Raw genomic sequence first — 20,234 nt, forward strand, 5'->3', positions numbered from 1 at the left:
TCCCGCCAAGCTCGACGTGCAAAGAGTGGAGAGGCGTGCGCTTCGGTGTGGTCATTTCTTCAACCTTTCAATCAGCGGGACTGGTCGCGAACGACCATGACGGTGCAATGCGCATTGCGCACGACACGGGCCAGGTTCGGGCCAATCTCGTAGTTCGGGAAATCGCCCTTGGTCGATGCCATGACGATCAGATCAAAGCCTTCCTTGTAGGCAAGCTTCAGGATTTCGCGGTAAATGCTGCCTTCTTCGACATGGACTGGCACGTCGGAAGCCTTGGCATGATCCAGAATCGCCTGAACCGCACCCCGCACGTGGTCCTTTGCGCCGGCACCATAGTTGGCGGGCAGGTTTGGCAGCTGGATGATCTCGGGGATGACGGCAACCGCATGCAGTTCGGCACCGTAGAATTTTGCCTGTTCCAAAGCGACCGGCAGGGCCAGTTTCCACGAGCGGTCGTCGGTGTGATCAATGGGCAGCAGGATTTTCGTGGCCATCACGTCTCTCCTCGAGATATGGAATTCGGTTTCAAAGGCGGGGGGCCGGGATGGCCCCCCGTTTTGGCGGGGCCGAGCTTATTCGGCAGGTGTGCCGCCCGGCTCTTCGGACTTGCCGCCCGAGGCGAAGAACTCTTTCGTCAGTTTGAAGACGATCGGGCTCAGCAGCGCCAGGGCGATCAGGTTCGGGATGGCCATCATGGCGTTCAGCGTATCGGCCAGCAGCCAGATGAAGCCCAGATCCGCAGTTGCGCCGAAGTAGATCATCACGATCCACAGAACGCGGTAGGGCATCAGGGATTTCACGCCCAGCAGGAACTCGACACATTTCTCGCCGTAGAACGACCAGCCGAGGATGGTGGTGAAGGCAAAGATCGACAGAGCGATGGCGATCAGATACCCGCCGATACCCGGCAGTGACAGTTCGAACGCGTGGCTGGTCAACGCCGCACCGGATTCACCCGATGTCCATGCCCCCGACGCGATGATGGCCAGACCGGTGATCGAGCAGACGATGATGGTATCGATGAACGTTCCCAGCATCGCGATCAGGCCCTGGTTGACCGGACCCTTGGTTTCGGCAGCGGCGTGCGCGATCGGGGCCGAACCCAGACCGGCCTCGTTCGAAAACACACCACGTGCCACGCCAAAGCGGATGGCGGCCCAGACGGCTGCACCCGCGAAACCACCTTCTGCGGCGGACGGGGTGAACGCATAGGTAAAGACCAGCGACAGCGCATGACCGATGTTGCCGATGTTGATGAGAAGAACCAGCAGGCCCGCGATAATATAGGCAACGGCCATGAAGGGGACCAGCTTACCGGCGACCGCACCGATGCGGGTGATACCACCCAGGATAACGGCTGCGGTCAGAACCATCAGAACAACGCCAGTAACCGAGGTGTTCAGGCCAAAATTGGCTTCCAGCACCTGAGCAACACCGTTGGCCTGCACACCGTTGCCGATGCCGAAGGCAGCAACCGCGCCGAACAGGGCAAATGCCACGCCCAGCCAGGCCCATTTCGCACCAAGACCGTTCTTGATGTAGTACATCGGGCCGCCGACATAGTTACCCAGCTCGTCTTTTTCGCGATATTTCACGGCGCAGACGGCTTCGGCATATTTGGTTGCCATGCCCACCAGGGCGGTCATCCACATCCAGAACAAGGCGCCTGGACCGCCCAGGAAGACAGCAGTGGCCACACCGGCGATGTTACCTGTACCGATGGTCGCCGACAGCGAAGTCATCAGTGCGTTGAACGGGCTGATCTGCCCTTCGCCCTGACCTTCACGGCCTTTAAACAACAGGCTGAAGCCTGTGCCAATGCGCAGGATCGGCATGAATTTCAGCCCGACCTGCAGGAAGAAGCCAACGCCGAGGATGAGAACCAGCATCAGCGGCCCCCACACGACGCCATTGATGGCCCCTACGATTGAATTTAACGCTTCCATGGTTTCCCTCCCATTTGCGTTTGGTTTATGCCCCGGTCGCGATGGCCCGCTGGCGGGCCTGCTTGAGGGCAGTGAAATCTTCGTCGGCATGGAACGACGAACGGGTCAGCGGCGTGGCTGACACGTGTAAAAAGCCCTTGGAACGTGCGATCTGCTCCAGTTGGGCGAACTCCTCGGGTGACCAGAACCGGTCAATCGGATGATGTTTCGGTGTCGGTTGCAGATACTGCCCGACCGTCAGAAAATCGACATTGGCTGCGCGCAGATCATCCATCACCTGACGCACGTCGTTCAGAGTTTCACCCAGCCCGACCATCAGACCCGACTTGGTGAAAATCTCGGGGTTTGCTCGTTTGGCATCGTCCAGCAGCCGCAGCGAGGCATAATAGCGCGCGCCGGGGCGAACCGTCGGATACAGGTGCGGGACGGTTTCCAGGTTGTGGTTGAACACGTCCGGTGCTGCGTCAAAGACGATTTTTGCGGCGTCGCCCTTGCCCAGGAAGTCGGGGGTCAGAACCTCGACAGTGGTGCCGGGGTTCTGATGGCGTACGGCGCGGATTGTCTGGGCGATATGCTCGGCCCCGCCGTCGGCCAGATCATCGCGATCAACCGACGTGATCACCACGTGGCGCAGGCCCAGTTTCTTGACCGCTGCCGCAACCCGGCCGGGTTCGAACGCGTCCAGCGCATCGGGGCGGCCGGTGGCCACATTGCAGAACGAACAGCCCCGCGTGCAGATCTCGCCCATGATCATCATGGTGGCGTGCCGTTTGGACCAGCACTCTCCGATATTGGGGCAGGCCGCTTCTTCGCAGACCGTTGCCAGATCGTGATCCCGCATCAGAAGCCGGGTTTCGTAATACGCGGCGCTTTCGATCTTCTTCTTGCGAATCCATTTCGGTTTGCGCGGGATGACACTGTCGGCCTTCTTGGCCTTTTCCGGGTGACGTGGTCGAAGCTGGATGGTCATCTGGCTGTCCTCACTTACGCGTGGATTGCGCGGCCCATGGCATCGAGGCAGGCTTCCTTGACCGCCTCGCCCATCGCCGGGTGCGCATGACAGGTTGCTGCAACCTCGGCGACGGTCGCGCCTTTAGTCATGGCCAGTACCAACTCGGCGATCAGATCGCCGCCATGGGCACCGCAGATATGGGCTCCGAGGATCTTGCCGTCGGAACCGGCCAGAACCTTGACCGCGCCATCTGTTTCACCCGTCGAGCGCGCCCGCGAATTGGCCATGAAGGCAAACTTGCCGACAGCATATTCGACGCCCGCGTCTTTCAGGGCCTCTTCGGTCTGACCAACCGAGGCCACTTCGGGATCGGTGTAGACCACACCCGGCACGGTGTTGTAATCGACATGACCGGCTTCGCCGGCCAGCATCTCGACACAGGCAACGCCGTCCTCTTCGGCCTTGTGGGCCAGCATCGGGCCAGGAACACAGTCACCAATGGCATAGATACCGGGCACCGACGTCTGGAATGTGCTGTCGACTTCGATGAAGCCGCGCGGGTTCACGGCCACGCCCAGCTCTTCCAGCCCAAGCCCGCGCGTCACCGGGCGACGGCCCACAGCGATCAGAACCTTGTCGGCTTCGATCACTTCTTCCTTGTCCTTGCCGACGCGGTCTACGGTCAGGGTCAGGCCAGCCGCGGTTTTCTCAACCGATTTTAGGGCTCGACCCAGTTGGAACTTCAAGCCGCGTTTGGACAGCGCCCGCTGCGCCAGCTTGGCGATCTCGCCATCGATGCCGGGCAATACGCGATCCAGATATTCGACCACGGTGACCTTGGCGCCCAGCCGCGCCCAGACCTGCCCAAGTTCCAGACCGATGACACCTGCACCGATCACCACCAGATGGTCCGGCACGCTCTGCAACGCGATTGCGCCGGTGGAACTGAGCACATCCTGCTCATCAATCTCGATCCCCGGCAGCGAGGTCGGCTCGGATCCTGTCGCGATCAGGATGTTCTTTGCTTTGTATACGCTGTCGCCGACCTTGACCTGACCAGTGGCCGGGATGCTGGCCCAGCCTTCGATCAGATCGACGCCGTTTTTCTTGAACAGGAACGCGATGCCCTTGGTCAGATCACCGACGATCTTGTCCTTGCGCCCCATCATCGCACTGACGTCGATGCTGGCCCCCTCGACCGCAATGCCATGGGAGGAGAGATGTGCAAGCTCGGCATATTTGGCCGAGGAGGTCAGCAACGCTTTGGAGGGGATGCACCCCACGTTCAGACAGGTACCGCCCAGTGCGCCGCGCCCTTCGACACAGGCCACTTTCAGCCCCAGCTGAGCCGCGCGGATCGCGGCGACATAGCCGCCCGGTCCGCCCCCGATAACGATGAGGTCATAGGAATTCATTTCGCGTACTTTCAGTAGATCGGGTAGTTTGCGCAAAGTGCGCGAACCTGTTTGCGGGTTTCCTTTTCGACGGTTTCGTCACCGTCAGGAGACTTCGCCAACGCCTCCAGAACATCACCGATCAGATGGCCGATCTGCCTGAACTCTTCCGGGCCAAAGCCACGGCTGCACCCGGCGGCGGTGCCCAGACGGATGCCGCTGGTGATGGTGGGTTTTTCCGGATCTCCGGGAACGCTGTTCTTGTTGCAGGTAAAGCCGGCCCGCTCGAGCGCCGCCTCGGCGTCCTTGCCGGTTACGCCGATCGGGCGCAGGTCGACCAGCATCAGGTGGTTCTGGGTGCCGCCGGAAACGATGTCACATCCGCGCGCCATCATGACGCTGGCCAAGGCCGATGCGCTGTCAACGACGCGCTGCATGTATTCCTTGAATTCGGGTTTCAGTGCCTCGCCAAAGGCCACCGCCTTGCCTGCGATGACATGCATCAGAGGGCCACCCTGCAAGCCTGGGAATACGGCCGAGTTGATCTTTTTCGCCAGCGCCTCGTCATTGGTCAGGATGATGCCGCCACGAGGCCCGCGCAGTGTTTTGTGCGTGGTCGAGGTCACGACATGTGCGTGTCCTACGGGCGAGGGGTGCAGGCCAGTCGCCACCAATCCGGCAATATGAGCCATATCGGCCAGCAGCCATGCGCCAACCTCGTCCGCGATTTCGCGGAACCTGGCAAAGTCGATCTTTTGCGAGTAGGCGGACGCACCTGCGATGATCAGCCTGGGCTTCTCCGCCCGCGCCAATTCGGCGACCTGATCATAATCGATCAGCCCTGCATCGGTCAGGCCGTACTGCACGGGCCGGAACCATTTGCCGGACTGCGCCGGTTTCGCACCGTGGGTCAGATGGCCACCTGCGTCCAGCGACATGCCAAGAATGGTATCGCCCGGGTTCAGCAGCGCCAGCTTGACGGCCCCGTTGGCCTGTGCGCCGGAATGGGGCTGAACGTTGGCATATTCACAGCCAAACAGCTTCTTGAGGCGTTCGATCGCCTCGACTTCGACCTCATCGACATATTCGCAGCCGCCATAATAGCGGCGGCCCGGATAGCCTTCGGCATATTTGTTGGTCAAGACCGAACCCTGCGCTTCGATCACGGCCTTCGAGACAATGTTCTCCGAGGCGATCAACTCGATCTGTTCCGCCTGGCGTTCACCCTCGCGTGAGATGGACGCAGCAATGACGGGATCTGCCTCAATCAGCGACGTTTTGAACATAGTCTCCTCCTTTTACCCCGAATCCTCAGTGCGAAACTTTGTTTCCTATAGGGGAATAAATGCGCTTTAGGCAACATAAATCTCTTATTCAAGAAGTTGCGTATATATTGGGAGGCATGTAACCTTTGATAAAACAGGGGGAATTCAATGGGCGACGAAAGCCGAAATGATGTTTCCGGACAGGAATTTCAGGATGAAGGAGAGGCTCTGGGCCGCTCCATCCGCGATGCGCGGCGCGCGAAAGGGTGGACTCTGGAAGAAGCCGGCCGCGCTGCGGGTATCGGGCGGTCGACGCTGTCCAAGATCGAAAACAACCAGACAAAGCCAAGCTTTGACATTGTACGGCGTCTGACACAGGCCCTGGATATGAGCACGCCGCAGTTATTTCTTCAGTCGGGTCAATCCGGCATTTCAGGCCGCCGTGATTTCACTCCGAAAGGCCAGGGGGAAATCAAGGATACGCCCACTTACCTGCATGAACTGCTTTGCCCTGAACTGACCAGCAAGCGGATGCTGCCCTATATCGCGACGATCAAGGCGCGCGACCTGTCAGAGTTCGAGACGTGGATCCGACATTCCGGAGAAGAATTCATGTATGTGCTCAGCGGTGAACTTATCTTCGTGTCTGAACATTACCGCCCTTTGCCAATGAAGGCCGGTGACTCGCTTTATTATGACAGCGGAATGGGGCATGGGTGTATTTCGACCAGCGAAGAAGACGCCAAGGTGCTGTGGGTTTCGCTGGAATAGCCCCCAGGGTTCTTTGGTTGTCCAGAAAAGCGGGCATCGCCATGCGCACCCCATTCAGCCGTCAGACAGGTTTCGGTGGCGAAACGCCGTCGGTGTCTGGCCGAATTCTGCCTTGAATGCCCGGGTCATGGCGCTGGCGTTTTCATATCCGCAACGGCCGGCGATTTCGGCGATGGATTGCTCCGTATCTTCTGCCAGATTGCGTGCAAGGTTCAGCCTCAGCCGGCGGTACAGCGCCTGCGGCGTGGTTTTGAGCTCCGCCTGAACGCGCATTTCGATCCGCTTTTGCGAACACCCGATCTTGCGGGCCAGTTCCCTGATCGAGAGAGGTGTTTCAAGGTTCGCCTGCATGACAGCCAGTGCGCGATTGACCAAAGTGTCTTCGGACTTCAGAGGCAAAGGGTAATGATCCTGCCCATTTCGGCTCATCAGAAGATGCCCGACTTCCATGGACAAAAGGGGGCCGTGATCCCTGCGGATCAGGGCCGAGGCCAGATCGAACGCGGCCATCGCCCCGGAACAGGTCAGCCTGTTGCCATCGATGACAAAACGTTCCTGCACCGCATCCACGGCCGGAAAGCTTTCTTCGAACCGGGAAAGTTCGTCCCAGTGAATGGTCGCCCGGTGCTCATCCAGCAAACCGGCGCGGGCCAGCAGCCAGCTGCCGGTATCCAATCCGGCCACTTGCCGGTGTTTCCGGGCCGCAGCCAGCACGATGCGCGTGGTCGATCGCGTGTCCAGCTTGCGATACCCATAGGACGGCATGACCACCAGAACGTCGCCTTGCTGGTCAGAGATTGAGCCATTCGGTGTAACGACAAGGCCGCTGGAACTTTGCACGGGGTCTCCGTCAATGGAACAGAAACGCCATGAATACAAAACCTGCCTCGACAGGTTGTTTGCAGCCCTGAACGGTTCGACCATGTTTGCAAGGCAATGGTTCGAAAACCCGTTGAAGAGCAGGATGTTGTATTGTCGCGTCAAGATTTTCGGATTTGGCATGATTTGATATCAACTCTGCATGTCGCGACCATGGGCGATGGCGTTTGGTTGGTCAACCACCGATCCAGGGAACACGCGCCATGCAGTTTGGTCTGACAGAAGAACAGGACATGATCGTCTCGACGGTCCGCAGCTTTGTTGAAAACGAAATCTACCCGCATGAAGACGCGGTCGAGCGCTCGGGAACCGTGCCTCCTGAGCTGGGTGAGCAGATCAAGCAGAAATGTATCGATCTGGGCTTTTATGCATGCAACTTCCCCGAGGAAGTCGGCGGTGCAGGTCTGTCTCATCTGGATTTCACCTTGGTCGAGCGCGAGCTTGGCCGCGGGTCAATGGCGCTGACCCATTTCTTTGGGCGCCCGCAGAACATCCTGATGGCCTGCAACGACGAGCAGCGCGAACGGTATCTTCTGCCTGCCGTACGTGGCGACAAGATGGACGCCCTGGCGATGACCGAACCGGATGCGGGTTCGGATGTGCGTGGTATGAAATGCCAGGCGGTGCGCGATGGCGGCGACTGGGTTGTCAACGGATCGAAACATTTCATCTCGGGCGCGGAACATGCGGATTTCTTCATCGTCTTCATCGCGACCGGCGTGGACGAAACCCCCAAGGGCCCCAAGAAACGCATCACCACTTTCCTGGTGGATCGCGGTACTCCGGGGTTTGAAGTGCGCGAGGGCTACAACTCGGTCAGCCACAAGGGCTACAAGAACTATATCCTGTATTTCGACAACTGCAGTCTACCCGACGCACAGGTCCTGGGCGAGGTTGATGGCGGCTTTGCCGTGATGAACGAATGGCTTTACGCAACCCGCCTGACGGTCGCGGCGTTCTCGGTCGGTCGCGCGCGGCGCTGCTTTGACTATGCGCTGAACTATGCGGCCGAGCGCAAGCAGTTCGGCCAGCCCATCGGCAAGTTTCAGGGCGTCGGCTTCCAGATCGCCGACATGATCACCGAGATCGACGCCGCCGATTGGCTGACACTCGCGGCCGCGTGGCGTCTGGATCAAAACCTGCCATCGAACCGCGAGATTGCCTCGGCCAAGCTCTATGCCTCGGAAACGCTGGCGCGGGTGACGGATACCACACTGCAAATCTTCGGGGGGATGGGTTTGATGGACGATTTCCCGATCGAACGGTTCTGGCGCGATGCCCGGGTCGAGCGCATCTGGGACGGCACCAGCGAAATTCAGCGCCACATCATCAGCCGCGATCTTCTACGTCCCTTGGGCGCCTGACCATGAACAAAGACCTGACCCGGCTGCTGCGCCCGAAAACCATCGCTGTCATCGGTGGCGGCGCGTGGTGTCAGCAGGTTGTTCTGCAATCCGAACGCATGGGCTATGCAGGTCAAATCTGGCCGGTGCATCCCAAAGCGTCGGAAATTGAGGGCCACAAGGTTTTCGACCACATCGAGGACCTGCCCGAAGCCCCGGATGCGGTTTTCATCGGTATCAACCGCCACGCCACCATCGAGGCCGTTCGTGTCCTGTCCAGTATGGGCGCAGGTGGGGCGGTGTGCTTTGCCTCGGGCTTTTCCGAGGCCGTTGCCGAAGATGACACCGGCGGGGACTTGCAGGATCAACTGATTGCCGCAGCCGGTGACATGCCCATTCTTGGTCCGAACTGCTATGGCTTCATCAACGCGCTGGATGGGGCGCTGTTGTGGCCGGACCAGCACGGGGCCACCCCTGTGGACAAGGGCGTGGCGATCCTGACACAAAGCTCGAACATCTCGATCAACCTGACCATGCAGAAACGTGGGTTGCCGATTGCCTACATGATGGCATGCGGAAACATGGCCCAGACCAGCCAGGCCGAAATCGCCTCGGCCTTGATCGATGATCCGCGCGTAACCGCCGTGGGTCTGCATATCGAGGGGTTCAAGGACATCCGGGAATGGGAGGCGCTGGCCGCCAAGGCCTATTCAAAGGGCACCCCACTGGTCGCCCTGAAAGTGGGTGCGTCGGAGCAGGCACAGGCCGCGACGGTCTCGCACACTGCGTCGCTTGCGGGCAGCGATACGGGCGCGCAGGCCCTTCTGGACCGGCTGGGCACTCCGCGTCTGGCCGCGTTGCCCGATTTTCTTGAGACGCTGAAACTGTTGCATTGCTATGGGCCGCTGCCGGGTGGCCGCATCGCTTCGATCAGTTGTTCCGGGGGTGAGGCGAGCCTGATCGCGGATATGGCGGTTGGTACGGGCCTGAGTTTCCCGCAGTTGAGCGATGACAAAAGGGCGCGCTTGCGTGATGCGCTTGGCCCTATGGTCGCGTTGAACAACCCGCTGGATTATCACACGTATATCTGGCGCGACGAAGAGGCGATGGCACAGGCCTGGTCGGGCATGACGGGTGACGACATCGACCTGACGTTCTCGATCGTCGACTATCCGACGACGGATCCGACGGACTGGAGTTGCGCAACTCGAGCTGCATTGAGAGTGCGTGCCGAAACCGGCGCCCGGTTTGCGATTGTTGCGACGCTGCCGGAACTTCTGCCTGAAGACGTCGCGCAAGACCTGATGGCCGGTGGTGTCGTTCCATTCATGGGATTGCGCGAAGCACTGGCGGCCACGCGCGCTGCGGGTCAGATTTCGCCCCCGTCCGCGCATCCTGTCTGGTTGCCTGGAACGGCTGAGGCGACCCAAACCCTGACCGAAGGCGAATCAAAACGGGCGCTGGCCCAATGCGGCCTGCAAGTTCCGCAATGCCGCACGGTTTGCGGCCCGGCAGAGGCCCATTCGGCCGTGCAGGACATGGAAGCCCCCTTTGCCGTGAAAGGTGTTGGGCTTGCGCATAAATCCGAACACGGCGCAGTTCGGCTGGGCATTCAAACCAAAGACGTGGCCAGTGTGGCTGCTGACATCGGCACAGATAGCATCCTGATCGAAGAGATGATCACCGGAACCGTTGCCGAATTGCTGGTCGGTGTCGTCCGTGACCCGGCGCATGGGTTTGTCCTGACATTGGGGGCGGGCGGCGTGCTGACCGAAATCCTGCGCGATACGGCGTCGGTGCTGGTGCCAAGCACGCCCGAGGGCATCCGTGCCGCGCTTGGCAAATTGAAAATCGCCCCGCTTTTGGCAGGCTATCGCGGCCAACGGGCGGCTGATATGGATGCAATCATCGCCGCAGTCGAGGCCGTTCAGGCCTATGTCATGCAAAATGCCGACACGCTGGGCGAGGTCGAGATTAACCCGCTCCTGTGCACGCCGGACAAGGCCGTTGCCGTGGATTCTCTGATAAGAAAGGCCTGAGATATGGACCCGATCAAAACCCGCCGCGACGGAGCGATCCTTGAGGTGACGCTGGACCGGCCCAAGGCCAACGCCATCGATCTTGTCACCAGCCGCCGGATGGGTGAGGTGTTCGCCGCGTTTCGCGACGATCCAGGGCTGCGCGTGGCCATTCTGACGGGCGGCGGAGAGAAGTTCTTTTGCCCCGGCTGGGACCTGAAAGCAGCCGCCGACGGGGATGCCGTAGACGGGGACTATGGCGTCGGAGGGTTCGGCGGCTTGCAAGAGCTGCGCGACCTGAACAAGCCCGTGATCGCGGCCATCAACGGCATCGCCTGTGGCGGCGGGCTGGAGTTGGCCCTGTCAGCCGACATGATCCTTGCCGCCGATCACGCCACGTTCGCCCTGCCGGAAATCCGCTCGGGGACTGTCGCGGATGCGGCCAGCGTCAAACTGCCCAAGCGCATCCCTTACCACATCGCGATGGAGTTGCTGCTTACGGGCCGTTGGTTCGACGCCGAGGAAGCCAATCGCTGGGGGTTGGTGAACGAGATCGTCACCTCGGATCAACTGATGGACCGCGCCTGGGAACTGGCCCGGTTGTTGGCCTCGGGACCGCCCCTGGTTTATGCCGCGATCAAGGAAATCGTACGCGATGCCGAAGATGCCAAGTTTCAGGATGCCATGAACCGCATCACCAAGCGTCAGCTCAGAACCGTGGACGTTCTCTATGCCAGCGAAGATCAGCTGGAAGGCGCGCGCGCCTTTGCCGAGAAAAGAGACCCGGTCTGGAAAGGGAAATAGGCAGACGTTTCCCGTGATCGCGGAAAGTGAATTTACCATTTACTGATCCGCACGGCACGTGCACAGTTAGGCATGCCGTATTTCGAACGAAAACCATATGTTAGTGCATCTCGGGCGGTCAGCCCGATTGCGCCGCAGCCCGACGATCAACCGATTTCCGATATTGCGCGCCGCGTGCTCGAAACAGAGCGGGGCCCGCGGCGACATCTGGACGGTCCGTTCAGGTGTCGCAAATCCTGCCATCCCGGCAGCACCGCCACCATTTTGCTGTCCTTTGAGGCACCCGAAGGCGCGGCCCCTGTTCAGATGCAGTTCGAACCGGGCGATCTGACCAATCCGAACGGCGACATTCTGCCGGCCAACCGCATCAGTGTGATCCCGCCACAAATCCAGCTTGAACCGGGGGAAGCAACGGATGTGGCTGTTGCGGTGACTATACCCGACCTCTCCAAACCCGGTGAATATCACGGTCGGATCGCCTGTACCGGAACCGACCAGACCTCGGTTGTGGTGATTTTCGAAGTGGCGGGCGCTCAGACCTGACGGGTCACCAGATAGTCCATGAACTGTCCCAGAAACGCGCGCGGCCCGTCTTCTGTGCCCGCGAATACCCGCGCGAACTCATTCCGGGCCGCGGCCAGCAGATCATTTGCCGCGTCCTGCGCATAGCGGATGCTGCCGTAATGGTTCATGCGCTCCAGCACCCAAGCGACATCTTGCGTCGACCGGGCATCGCGCGGGTTTGACAGCATCTCGGCCAACCGTGCCTGTTCAGGCTCTTCCGCTTTCAGGCCAAGCTGGCCCAGCATCAGCGTGCGTTTGCCTTCATAGATGTCGCCGCCGATTTCCTTGCCGTAACTGTCCTGTGAGCCGACGAGATTCAAGACGTCGTCCTGAATCTGAAACGCCGCACCCAGGAAAAAGCCGAAGGCGTTGAAATCATCCAGATTCAGTGCGCCGGACGCGACATCATGTGGCCGCGCAATCAGGGCCCCGATGCGCATCGGGTGAATGAAACTGTACCAGCAGGTCTTTTTCAGACACATCCTCAGATAATCTGATGCATCGACGTTCAAACGATTGTCGCGGATCCAGCCAAGCTCCAGCGCCTGACCTTCGATGGATTGCTGCAACAGATGGTCGAACTCATCCACCACGCGCATACCGGTTTCCGGGCCCAACGGCCCCAGGTTCTGACGCAGCAGACGCAGGGCAAGCGATTGCATCCCGTCGCCGGTATTGATCGCCAGGGGTACCCCAAGCCGCTTGTGCATACATTCGCGCCCGCGCCGGAAATCGCTTTGATCTTCGATGTCATCGTGGATCAGAAAAGCGTTGTGCAGCAGCTCTAGAACCGCGGCCGAGACCCTTGCATTCTCGCTGTTTCCGCCGAAGGCTTCGCATGTCGCCAACAGCAGGGCGGGCCTCAGGCCTTTGCCCGAGGTTTCGATGTAATCGCGCATCGGGCCATACAGATAGGCCTGAGGCTCACCCGTCGGCAACAGGCCCAAAAGCGTTTCGCGCGCCTGATCCCCGTAAAAGGTCAGGGTTTTCAGAAAATCCTGTTTCGCCGCAGGATCCAAATGCGCGGTTCCGGATTTCACAGGCTCAGCCCTTCTGGGTGATGATCACGCGACTTTTGTCTTCCCGCGCGCCGGATCGTTCCGGACCGCCGCCAAACGCAGAAAGCGGTGCATCCGAAATCGGCAATGCCCTGGACAAAGCACCTGATTGACCACTGTCCCGACCCAGATCATACGCGACATCTTCCGCCAGCTCATCCCCCGGGATCGGCAGATCCGCGGTGGGCTCGTAATTCGCGATGAGGTCGAACAGCTCTTTCGGGGGGCAGATCATTCGAAGCGCTTCGGCAATGGCTGGATCTTCGGTGATGCCGCCGGGTTTTGAATATTCCGCCGCCGGCTCCCCTATGGCGGCAAGGGGACCATCACCGCCACGATCAACTCCTGCCGTGTCCTGACCCATTTTCAGCGCGGCTTCGACCGCAACCGCGAACCGATTGTCCCACGGAAGGCCAGCCTGATAGCGAGCGTAATCATAGGCGCGCAGCGGTTTCAGGATGTCGGGTTCATGCAGGTCCCAGATCTGGCAGGGCTCGGCATCCGATCCACTGCGTTGAAGAATGGCGTTGACGGCCCGACGCGCGGCCTCGTTCGCCCCTTCCATCGTGGCAAGGTCGGTAAAAGTGCGGACGTAATCCGATGCCAGGAAGAAATTCGGGATCAATGTGGCCGCATCCGGGCGCAAGCGCCAGCTGTTGATACGGTTGACCAACAAGGGTTCGACATTGCTTTGACGCTTGGGGTCGTTCGGGTCTTGAACGATATCAGGATCGAGGAACCAGTAGTGCATATCCTCGTCCCGCAGAATGGTTTGGCCATCCACGTTGATGCTGCGCTTGAGCTGTTCCCAAACCTCTTTTGCGATCTCTTCCCGGCTGCAATCGCGCGCGGTTTTTCCGTTCAACCCCGGCTTGTCCCATTCGGAGATATCGATTGACAGCAGGCCTTTGGTCTTTCCTTCGGCCCAGTTATCGAAGTTGATCCCCGGCCAGAACTGTTTTTGCGACACAGCCGTCAAAGCCCATGGGCTGTCGATGAAAATGACGTGGCCGTGGGTCAGCTCGACATCCTTGGTCAGATAGAACTGAATGCCGTTCATCCATTGCACGTCATCGGCCAGCAAAGGCAATTTGGCAAGTGCGGGGTCAACCGCCATCATTCCCGGGGTCACAAGCGGTGCCATGCGTTCAATCGGCATGGCGCTGATGAACCAATCCCCCGTGACCTGCTTTTCTTCGCCATCCTGTTCGACCGTTGCGCCGACGATCTTGCCGTTCCGGCACTCGATTCCGGTGACTTTGGAGTCAAAATTGTACACGACCCCCTTGCTAGTCAGGTAATCCAGCCACGGTTGAATCCAGACAAGATTGGTGGGCCCGTTCAGCAGCCTGTTGCAGTGGGGTTCGGGCGTGGCGATACCCAGCTGAAGCTGAACAGCAATGTCCCCCACTGTCTTCGTGCTTGCCGTCGTGGCCTTGGCGGCCACCAACGAACGGGTCAGGCCGATGGCAAGGAACTTCTGATAGGCTTCCGAACGGTCCTGCGCGCCGATGAAATCCCACCAACCGATCCGTTCATATTCGTCAAACCGGCGTTCCTTGCAGGACGTCGCGATCCGCCACATGCAGGCGACAAAATGTTCGACATCCTCATACGCAATCTGGTCCCTCGGCGAAAGCGCGAAGGCAATGGTCTTGAAGGCATCCGCAACATCCTTGAGCGTGCGGGGGAACCGTTCCGGGACAATGATGCCGGGCTTGTCGAACTGGCTGACCAGAACTTGCGTGGTCGGGACCAGATTGTCAAAGCATGTGCCCTTGTCGTAATACGGCGTGCGGGCCATCGTGTCGGTGATATGCCGATAAAAGTTCGGAAAGAACCTGAACCCATGTTCACCGGGCAGCCAGGGCCGTTTCACGCCGGGCGGATAATTGGCCCCATCCATCTCGGCCCATTTTTCCAGCGCCTTGATGTGTTTCGCTTTCGAGCCATGATCCCCTTCACCCTTCATCACGGGAATGCTGCGGGCCTTGCCGCCGGGGATCAGCTGGCGTTCGTGGACTTCTACCTCGAACCCGCGTTCAATCAGTTCGTGCGCGGCGCTCATGCCAGCCACGCCTCCCCCAAGAATGACAACCTTGTCAGGCATCGGAAATTCCTTTCGCGGAATAGACGTCAAAGCGCAGGGTTATGTCTGACAGGCTGGCTTCGCCAATGCCAAAACCCTGCACCCGATTCATCCAGCTGAAATGCGGATTCGAGGTCAGGTAACGCGGTGCAAGCCGTACCGGAGCCGAAGCGGGCAGATTACCCTTGGACAATGCCGCATATCCGTCCGGGCCGAAGTCACACACACCCGTATCTTCGAACAGGATCGGAGCTTGTCCGATGGACGGTCTTATAAGTGCCTTTGCATGAAGCAGCCCCACACCATCGGGCCGCACGCGCATCCAGTCTCCTCCGATCGGTTCGATCACCCCTTTCAGATGCGGGCCTTCGACGGTGCCCCCTTCTTTGATGGCGAAATGCAGCCAAATCCCGTCCGGCGTCTCGCCCGAGGGGTGAAAGCTGCTATCGAACGGCACCACAAATTTGGCAACATGTTCCAGTACCGGCGACGTCACTGCGGTTTTTGTCGGTTCCGGCGCGGCAGGTTGAACTGCTTTTTCGGGCCCGGGGTCATACTCGCGCCCTCCCGACGTCAGCACCGGGCGCCAGGACAAAGTTTTTTCCTGTTTGACTGACGGCAGAACGGCTGCGAATTGTTGAAACCCGGTTTGTGGGTCCCGCAACAAGGGCCACCCGCGAATGGCACGCTCGGGGCGGCCATCTTCCGAACAGATCAGACGTAGCGTGTCATGCGACGACACGGATGGACCGGCTTCCACCAACACCCGACTGAGACCGTCTGCGTTGATCGCTTCGGACCAACGCAGCGTCACGCCCCGATCTGAAAACTCGCGCACGACCCGATCTCCGGTCAACAGGTTATGGTGCGGACGGCCTTAGCTTCCTTGATCCTGAGATGGAACTTCTGCTGCACGCGGAAGACGTGCTCGCCCTCGGCAGAGGTTTGCAGATACTTCACGGCGATATCCGAGGGCACGACGATTTCAACCGGTGCACCCAGCAGGGACACAAGCACTGCCTTGTCCGGGGGCAGGGTGCTGGAACGCAGCAACGGCCCGTCCAAGAACGGGAGAATGCTGTCACGTGGCAGCACCATCGAATTCGGCAGCGGGGTCGTGACCGCACGGAACAGACCGTTGCCCATCACACAGGCATAGGGGCCCAGATAGCCATACGTTTCCAGCGTGCTGATGCCCTCGACGACGGCCTCGAAAACATCGGTTCCGCTATAGTTCTTTTTGGACGTGGATTTGGTTTTGCCTTCGCCCGCTTCAAGCAATCCCGGATATTTGCCACCACCGCTGATCGTATAGATCTGCGGCAATGAGTCGGGCGCGCCGCCTGCGTGTTTGGGGGCCTGTCCGGTGCCGGGTTGACCGTTGAAAACGATGTCATCCTCTACCCGTGCCACAACGGCGGCCGCTCGGCGGAACATGATCTGAGCCGCCGTCAGTTCCGGATCAGCCACCTGTGCGCCTTTCAGGTACACGTTCACCGATACGGTGGTAAGGCGCAGCGTATCATAATCGTTCACGTCAAGACGTTCTTTGGATGCACCAGATGAATTGTCCACCAGATCCAGCTTGTTCAGCGGGACGGATTGCGTGTCAGCGGGCAGCGGTCCGTACAGGGGCAGGAAACTGGCGGCCACCCGAGCGCGAAGCGCCTCATCATGGACGGCCTTTTTCACGGCGCTCCACTGATCTTCATTCCAATCCAATGCATCGGTCATTGCAAATCCCTCTCGGTGCTGCTGCCCAATTCGGCGGGGCAGTCAATCTTGTTCATTTTTCTTCTTTCAATCTGTCCAGCAGATCGCGGGCCCGCTGCTCCTGAACAACTCCACGGCAATCCCGGGCAAGCGAAAGCGCTTGCTCCGCCTCGCTGATTGCAGCGTCCAAGTCCCCCTTTGCGGCATAAGCCTTTGCTCGCACACGGTGATATTCAGGTTTGTTCAACGTCTCGCCGCGCTCCCAGCCGGGAATGCAAACGGTTTCGAGCCGGTCCAAAGCCTGGTCAACATCTCCGTGATCAATCATCAACTCAGACAGAACAATCTGATTCTGAGGAAAAGTAAAGTTTCCACCAGATTTGGAAATCAGGTTCATGCATGTCTCGATGCGTTCCGGAACACCTGCGATGTCGCCCTTACCGGCCTGCGCGAGGCCCATATAGATGTCCTGCATCGCGTGAAGGTAAAGAAACCCTTCCTCATCCGCGACTTTTCTGGCTTCTTTCATCGTTAAATCAAGCCGGTCCCATTCCCCCGCATAGGGCAGGAACATGCTGCAAGCGCCCATCACGTAGACAAGGTTGGGTGCGTGGTTCAGCGCCCTGCTGACCTCGATGGATTCCAGACGCGCGGCCTCGGCTTTTTCGAACTTTCCTTGCTGCCACAGCAGGCATCCCTGAATGGCCAGCAATGACGCGGCCGTGGAAGACTGGGTCATGGGCATCATGGCCATATCCAACTCGGGTGTGATCAGGGCGAATGCGCGCTCCAGCTGTTGTTCGCATTCCGCAAATTCCCCGCGGAAGTAATGCGTAAAGCTCAGCGCCCGCGCCGCCAGCACATTGGCGGCGGGGTCTTCGGACATGCTGGCCATCATGTCCAGCGCCTGCCCCATTTCCATCGCTCGGTTCATCTGACCGGCAACAAAGAAATGGGTCCAACGGCAGAAGGTTGCGGCAAAAAGCGTCTCGCCGTCGCCCAAAGACTGGGCCAGTTCCATCGCCCGGGCGGCAGTTTCGCCGACCTGATCGGACGACCATCCGTAAATCGCCATATAGGCGGGCAGAATGTTCATCTGAACCCGAAGCTCGAAACCGTCGCGATCCGCGTTGTCCTTCATGGTTCCGATGTTGCGCAGGGCGGCCCGGAAAGCGGAAATCGCGGGCAGGTTCGCCAGTCGGGATAACGCCAGTTCACCTGCCGTGACCCAATTCGTGACAGCCTCATCCTTCAATCCGCCAAGATCGCAGTGATGCGCGACGGTATCGGGGGCCGGGCTGCCGAATGCTCTGTGACCGTCCAGCAATGCTTGGGCGATTTTCAGATGTACCTTCTGCCGGTCTTCCCGCAGCAAGGAATTATAGGCCGTATCCTGAACCAGCGCGTGGTTGAACGTGTATGTGGCCGACCCTGAATCGCTGGTGATCAGCACGACGCCAGCCGCCATAAGCTGCATGAGGGCGCTTTCCACATCCATGTCTTCATGCGCCACCGCATGGATCATCTGAGCCGTGAAACTGCGCCCAATGACCGATCCGAGCTGGGCGACTGGTTTGGCATGTTCCATCCGGTCAAGACGCGACATCAGCGAGTCCTGAAGGGTGGCCGGGACGCTCAGCGCATCCAGAACCTCGGCGTTGATCGGGGCATCCTGGGGCAGCTGGTCCAGTACCGCCTTTGTCATTTCTTCGATATACAGCGGCACGCCATCCGCCTTCTCGATGATCTGCTTGATCAGGATAACAGGCAGGCTGTACGGCTCGGCCACGCGCCGGACCAGTTCGGATGCCTCGGTATTGCCAAGCGGAGACAGATCAATGCGCGCGGCTCGGCTTTCGAAATGTTCCGGAGGTTCGTATTCAGGTCGGTGCGACAGAACCACCAGTACCGGAAAGTTGCTCAAGGCGTATGCAAGAGCATCCAGTACATCCAACGTGGTCGCATCGGCCCAATGAACGTCTTCGACCACCAACAACAACGTGCCGCGCCTGTCACACAGGCTGCCCAGACTGCGCAGCATCACGTCAAGGGATTTGCGCGCCTTCTTCAACGGGTCGGATTCTGACGGGGCGCCGGTCTCGATACCTGCCAGATCCAGAAGAACGGGCAAGTCCGCGTCACTCAGCCGAGAGGCCGATTGCACGAAGTCCGAAATCGCCGCCCGGATACTGTCATTTGATTTGTCGCCCGAAACGCGCCTCAATTCTCCGACAATCGGGTGCAGCGGAAGACTGGTCAGGTGCGGGATGCACTGCAATGTAAAGGGTTTGACCCCGATTGTTTCCGACAGTGACTTGATCAGCCTCGACTTGCCGATTCCCGCAGCCCCCCCGACAAGCGCCAGCCGGCCCGAGCCTTCCTGCGCTTCGCTCCAAAGCCGGGTCAGGGTTGAAAGATCATCATGCCGGGCGACAAGATCGACCGCAGATTGACCCACCCGCGCGTCGAACCGGCTGGTGGACATGATTTCCGACACCACGCGATACACTTTGTGCTGATTGTCAAAGCCTTTCAGCTCGTGGCTGCCGCGTGGCTCGAATTCAAAGGCACCCTGGGTCAGCCTCCAGGTCTCTGAAGAAATGATCACTTCACCCGGTTCGGCCAGCCCCTGCAGGCGGGATGCAAGATTCGCCGTTTCACCCACCAGAAAGTCTTGGGACCCCAGGCTTTTCGAAGAAACAACGCCCACGACAACCATTCCGGTCGCAATGCCTGCCCGCAGGTCGAGCTTTTCTCCAAATTCGTTTTCAAGGTTCTGAACGGCCTCGATGGTCTCCAATACGGCTCGTACGGCCCGTTCGGCATCATCTTCCATGGCCTTCGGGTATCCGAAATACACCATGATGCCATCGCCCTGCCGATAGGCCAGATGGCAGCCGTGCTGTTTCAGGGTGCCGATCGCCGTATCCAGATACAGGTTCATGATCTGCATCAGGTCTTCCGGATCATATCGCTGAGCCAGCCGTGTCGACCCCACAAGATCGCAGAAAACCAAAGTCAGTTGCCGACGCTCGGCCTTGGACTGGACTTCGGGCCGCTTCGACGCTTCCTGCGATTTCAGCCTGGCCTGCGCCTTTCGAAAGCGCTTCCTTTCACCAACCGTCAACCCGAGATCACGCAGTTCCGGATCAGTCAATTCGTCCAGAATGTCATCGTCAACGCCCTCTCTCTGAAACAGAGTGGCATAGTCATTCAGATCTGCCAGATGAAGGACTTTTGAAATGCGCGGTGATGCCTCAAGGACTCGCGTCATTGTCTTGCGACTCCTTCCATAACTGTCCCCCTGTTTTCCCCTTAATACATATACATAATGAATATGTATAATCCAAAATTAGAGAGGAATTCATACTGAATCCATAGCAGGAACTGGCAGCACTGTTAACTTGTTACATTGATTGGTCGATATACGTCTAAATT

At 59.3% G+C, this 20,234-nt stretch carries 16 protein-coding genes; 5 read left to right on the forward strand and 11 right to left on the reverse strand.

Annotated elements, in window-relative coordinates:
- Nucleotides 1-71 precede the first annotated feature (71 nt).
- The 5 genes from GS612_RS00005 to glyA all read right to left on the reverse strand — a co-directional run bounded on the left by GS612_RS00005 (nt 72) and on the right by glyA (nt 5,578).
- Nucleotides 72-494: a universal stress protein gene (locus GS612_RS00005; protein WP_171638652.1), complete on the reverse strand. Its 423-nt coding sequence runs from the start codon at nt 492-494 to the stop codon at nt 72-74.
- 78 nt (nt 495-572) lie between these two features.
- Nucleotides 573-1,946 (reverse strand): sodium:alanine symporter family protein, encoded by a 1,374-nt coding sequence (locus tag GS612_RS00010; protein WP_171205224.1) that lies wholly within the window; start codon nt 1,944-1,946, stop codon nt 573-575.
- A 25-nt stretch (nt 1,947-1,971) separates the two neighbouring features.
- Nucleotides 1,972-2,916 (reverse strand): lipoyl synthase, encoded by a 945-nt coding sequence (gene lipA / locus GS612_RS00015; RefSeq protein WP_171638653.1) that lies wholly within the window; start codon nt 2,914-2,916, stop codon nt 1,972-1,974.
- A 14-nt stretch (nt 2,917-2,930) separates the two neighbouring features.
- The gene (lpdA, locus tag GS612_RS00020; RefSeq protein ID WP_171638654.1) at nt 2,931-4,313 is read right to left on the reverse strand and encodes a dihydrolipoyl dehydrogenase; all 1,383 of its coding nucleotides are present in this window, start codon (nt 4,311-4,313) and stop codon (nt 2,931-2,933) included.
- 11 nt (nt 4,314-4,324) lie between these two features.
- Entirely contained in the window at nt 4,325-5,578 is a 1,254-nt protein-coding gene (glyA, locus tag GS612_RS00025; RefSeq protein WP_171638655.1) for a serine hydroxymethyltransferase, read from the reverse strand.
- 147 nt (nt 5,579-5,725) lie between these two features.
- Here glyA and GS612_RS00030 point away from each other — a divergent pair, with 147 nt between their 5' ends.
- Nucleotides 5,726-6,328 carry a helix-turn-helix domain-containing protein gene (locus GS612_RS00030; RefSeq protein ID WP_171638656.1) on the forward strand — a complete coding sequence of 201 codons (603 nt, stop codon included), beginning with the start codon at nt 5,726-5,728 and terminating at the stop codon, nt 6,326-6,328.
- Nucleotides 6,329-6,382: 54 nt separating this feature from the next.
- Here the strand turns inward: GS612_RS00030 and GS612_RS00035 are convergent, their stop codons facing one another.
- A complete protein-coding gene (locus GS612_RS00035) occupies nt 6,383-7,330 on the reverse strand; it encodes a GlxA family transcriptional regulator (RefSeq protein WP_171638657.1) in 948 nt (315 codons plus the stop codon).
- An 80-nt stretch (nt 7,331-7,410) separates the two neighbouring features.
- On the opposite strand from GS612_RS00035, the gene GS612_RS00040 reads away from it, so the two are divergent.
- The 4 genes from GS612_RS00040 to GS612_RS00055 all read left to right on the forward strand — a co-directional run bounded on the left by GS612_RS00040 (nt 7,411) and on the right by GS612_RS00055 (nt 11,915).
- On the forward strand, nt 7,411-8,571 hold the full coding sequence (locus GS612_RS00040; protein WP_171638658.1) for an acyl-CoA dehydrogenase family protein: 1,161 nt from the start codon (nt 7,411-7,413) through the stop codon (nt 8,569-8,571).
- Between the two features lie 2 nt (nt 8,572-8,573).
- Complete coding sequence (locus GS612_RS00045) at nt 8,574-10,589, forward strand: acetate--CoA ligase family protein (RefSeq protein ID WP_171638659.1); 2,016 nt, start codon at nt 8,574-8,576, stop codon at nt 10,587-10,589.
- A gap of 3 nt (nt 10,590-10,592) precedes the next feature.
- A complete protein-coding gene (locus GS612_RS00050) occupies nt 10,593-11,372 on the forward strand; it encodes a carnitinyl-CoA dehydratase (protein ID WP_171169801.1) in 780 nt (259 codons plus the stop codon).
- A gap of 72 nt (nt 11,373-11,444) precedes the next feature.
- Nucleotides 11,445-11,915: a hypothetical protein gene (locus tag GS612_RS00055; protein ID WP_171638660.1), complete on the forward strand. Its 471-nt coding sequence runs from the start codon at nt 11,445-11,447 to the stop codon at nt 11,913-11,915.
- Here GS612_RS00055 and GS612_RS00060 read toward each other — a convergent pair.
- Genes GS612_RS00060 through GS612_RS00080 form a run of 5 tightly spaced genes read right to left on the reverse strand, consistent with a single transcriptional unit; the run spans nt 11,906 to nt 20,070 of the window.
- Nucleotides 11,906-12,976, reverse strand: coding sequence for a polyprenyl synthetase family protein (locus GS612_RS00060; protein ID WP_216603480.1), 1,071 nt, complete (start codon nt 12,974-12,976; stop codon nt 11,906-11,908). The two genes, GS612_RS00055 and GS612_RS00060, sit on opposite strands and share 10 nt — an antisense overlap.
- Nucleotides 12,977-12,980: 4 nt before the next feature.
- Complete coding sequence (locus GS612_RS00065) at nt 12,981-15,104, reverse strand: FAD-dependent oxidoreductase (RefSeq protein ID WP_171638661.1); 2,124 nt, start codon at nt 15,102-15,104, stop codon at nt 12,981-12,983.
- Nucleotides 15,097-15,921, reverse strand: coding sequence for a DUF3237 domain-containing protein (locus GS612_RS00070; protein ID WP_171638662.1), 825 nt, complete (start codon nt 15,919-15,921; stop codon nt 15,097-15,099). Before GS612_RS00070 ends, GS612_RS00065 begins: the two co-directional genes overlap by 8 nt.
- Nucleotides 15,922-15,935: 14 nt before the next feature.
- Nucleotides 15,936-16,817, reverse strand: a complete 882-nt coding sequence (locus GS612_RS00075; protein ID WP_171638663.1) for an encapsulin — start codon at nt 16,815-16,817, stop codon at nt 15,936-15,938.
- Nucleotides 16,818-16,869: 52 nt separating this feature from the next.
- Entirely contained in the window at nt 16,870-20,070 is a 3,201-nt protein-coding gene (locus GS612_RS00080) for an adenylate/guanylate cyclase domain-containing protein (protein ID WP_171638664.1), read from the reverse strand.
- Nucleotides 20,071-20,234 lie beyond the last annotated feature (164 nt).

This window comes from Ruegeria sp. HKCCD6157 (genome assembly GCF_013110685.1).
Taxonomy (GTDB): Bacteria; Pseudomonadota; Alphaproteobacteria; order Rhodobacterales; family Rhodobacteraceae; genus Ruegeria.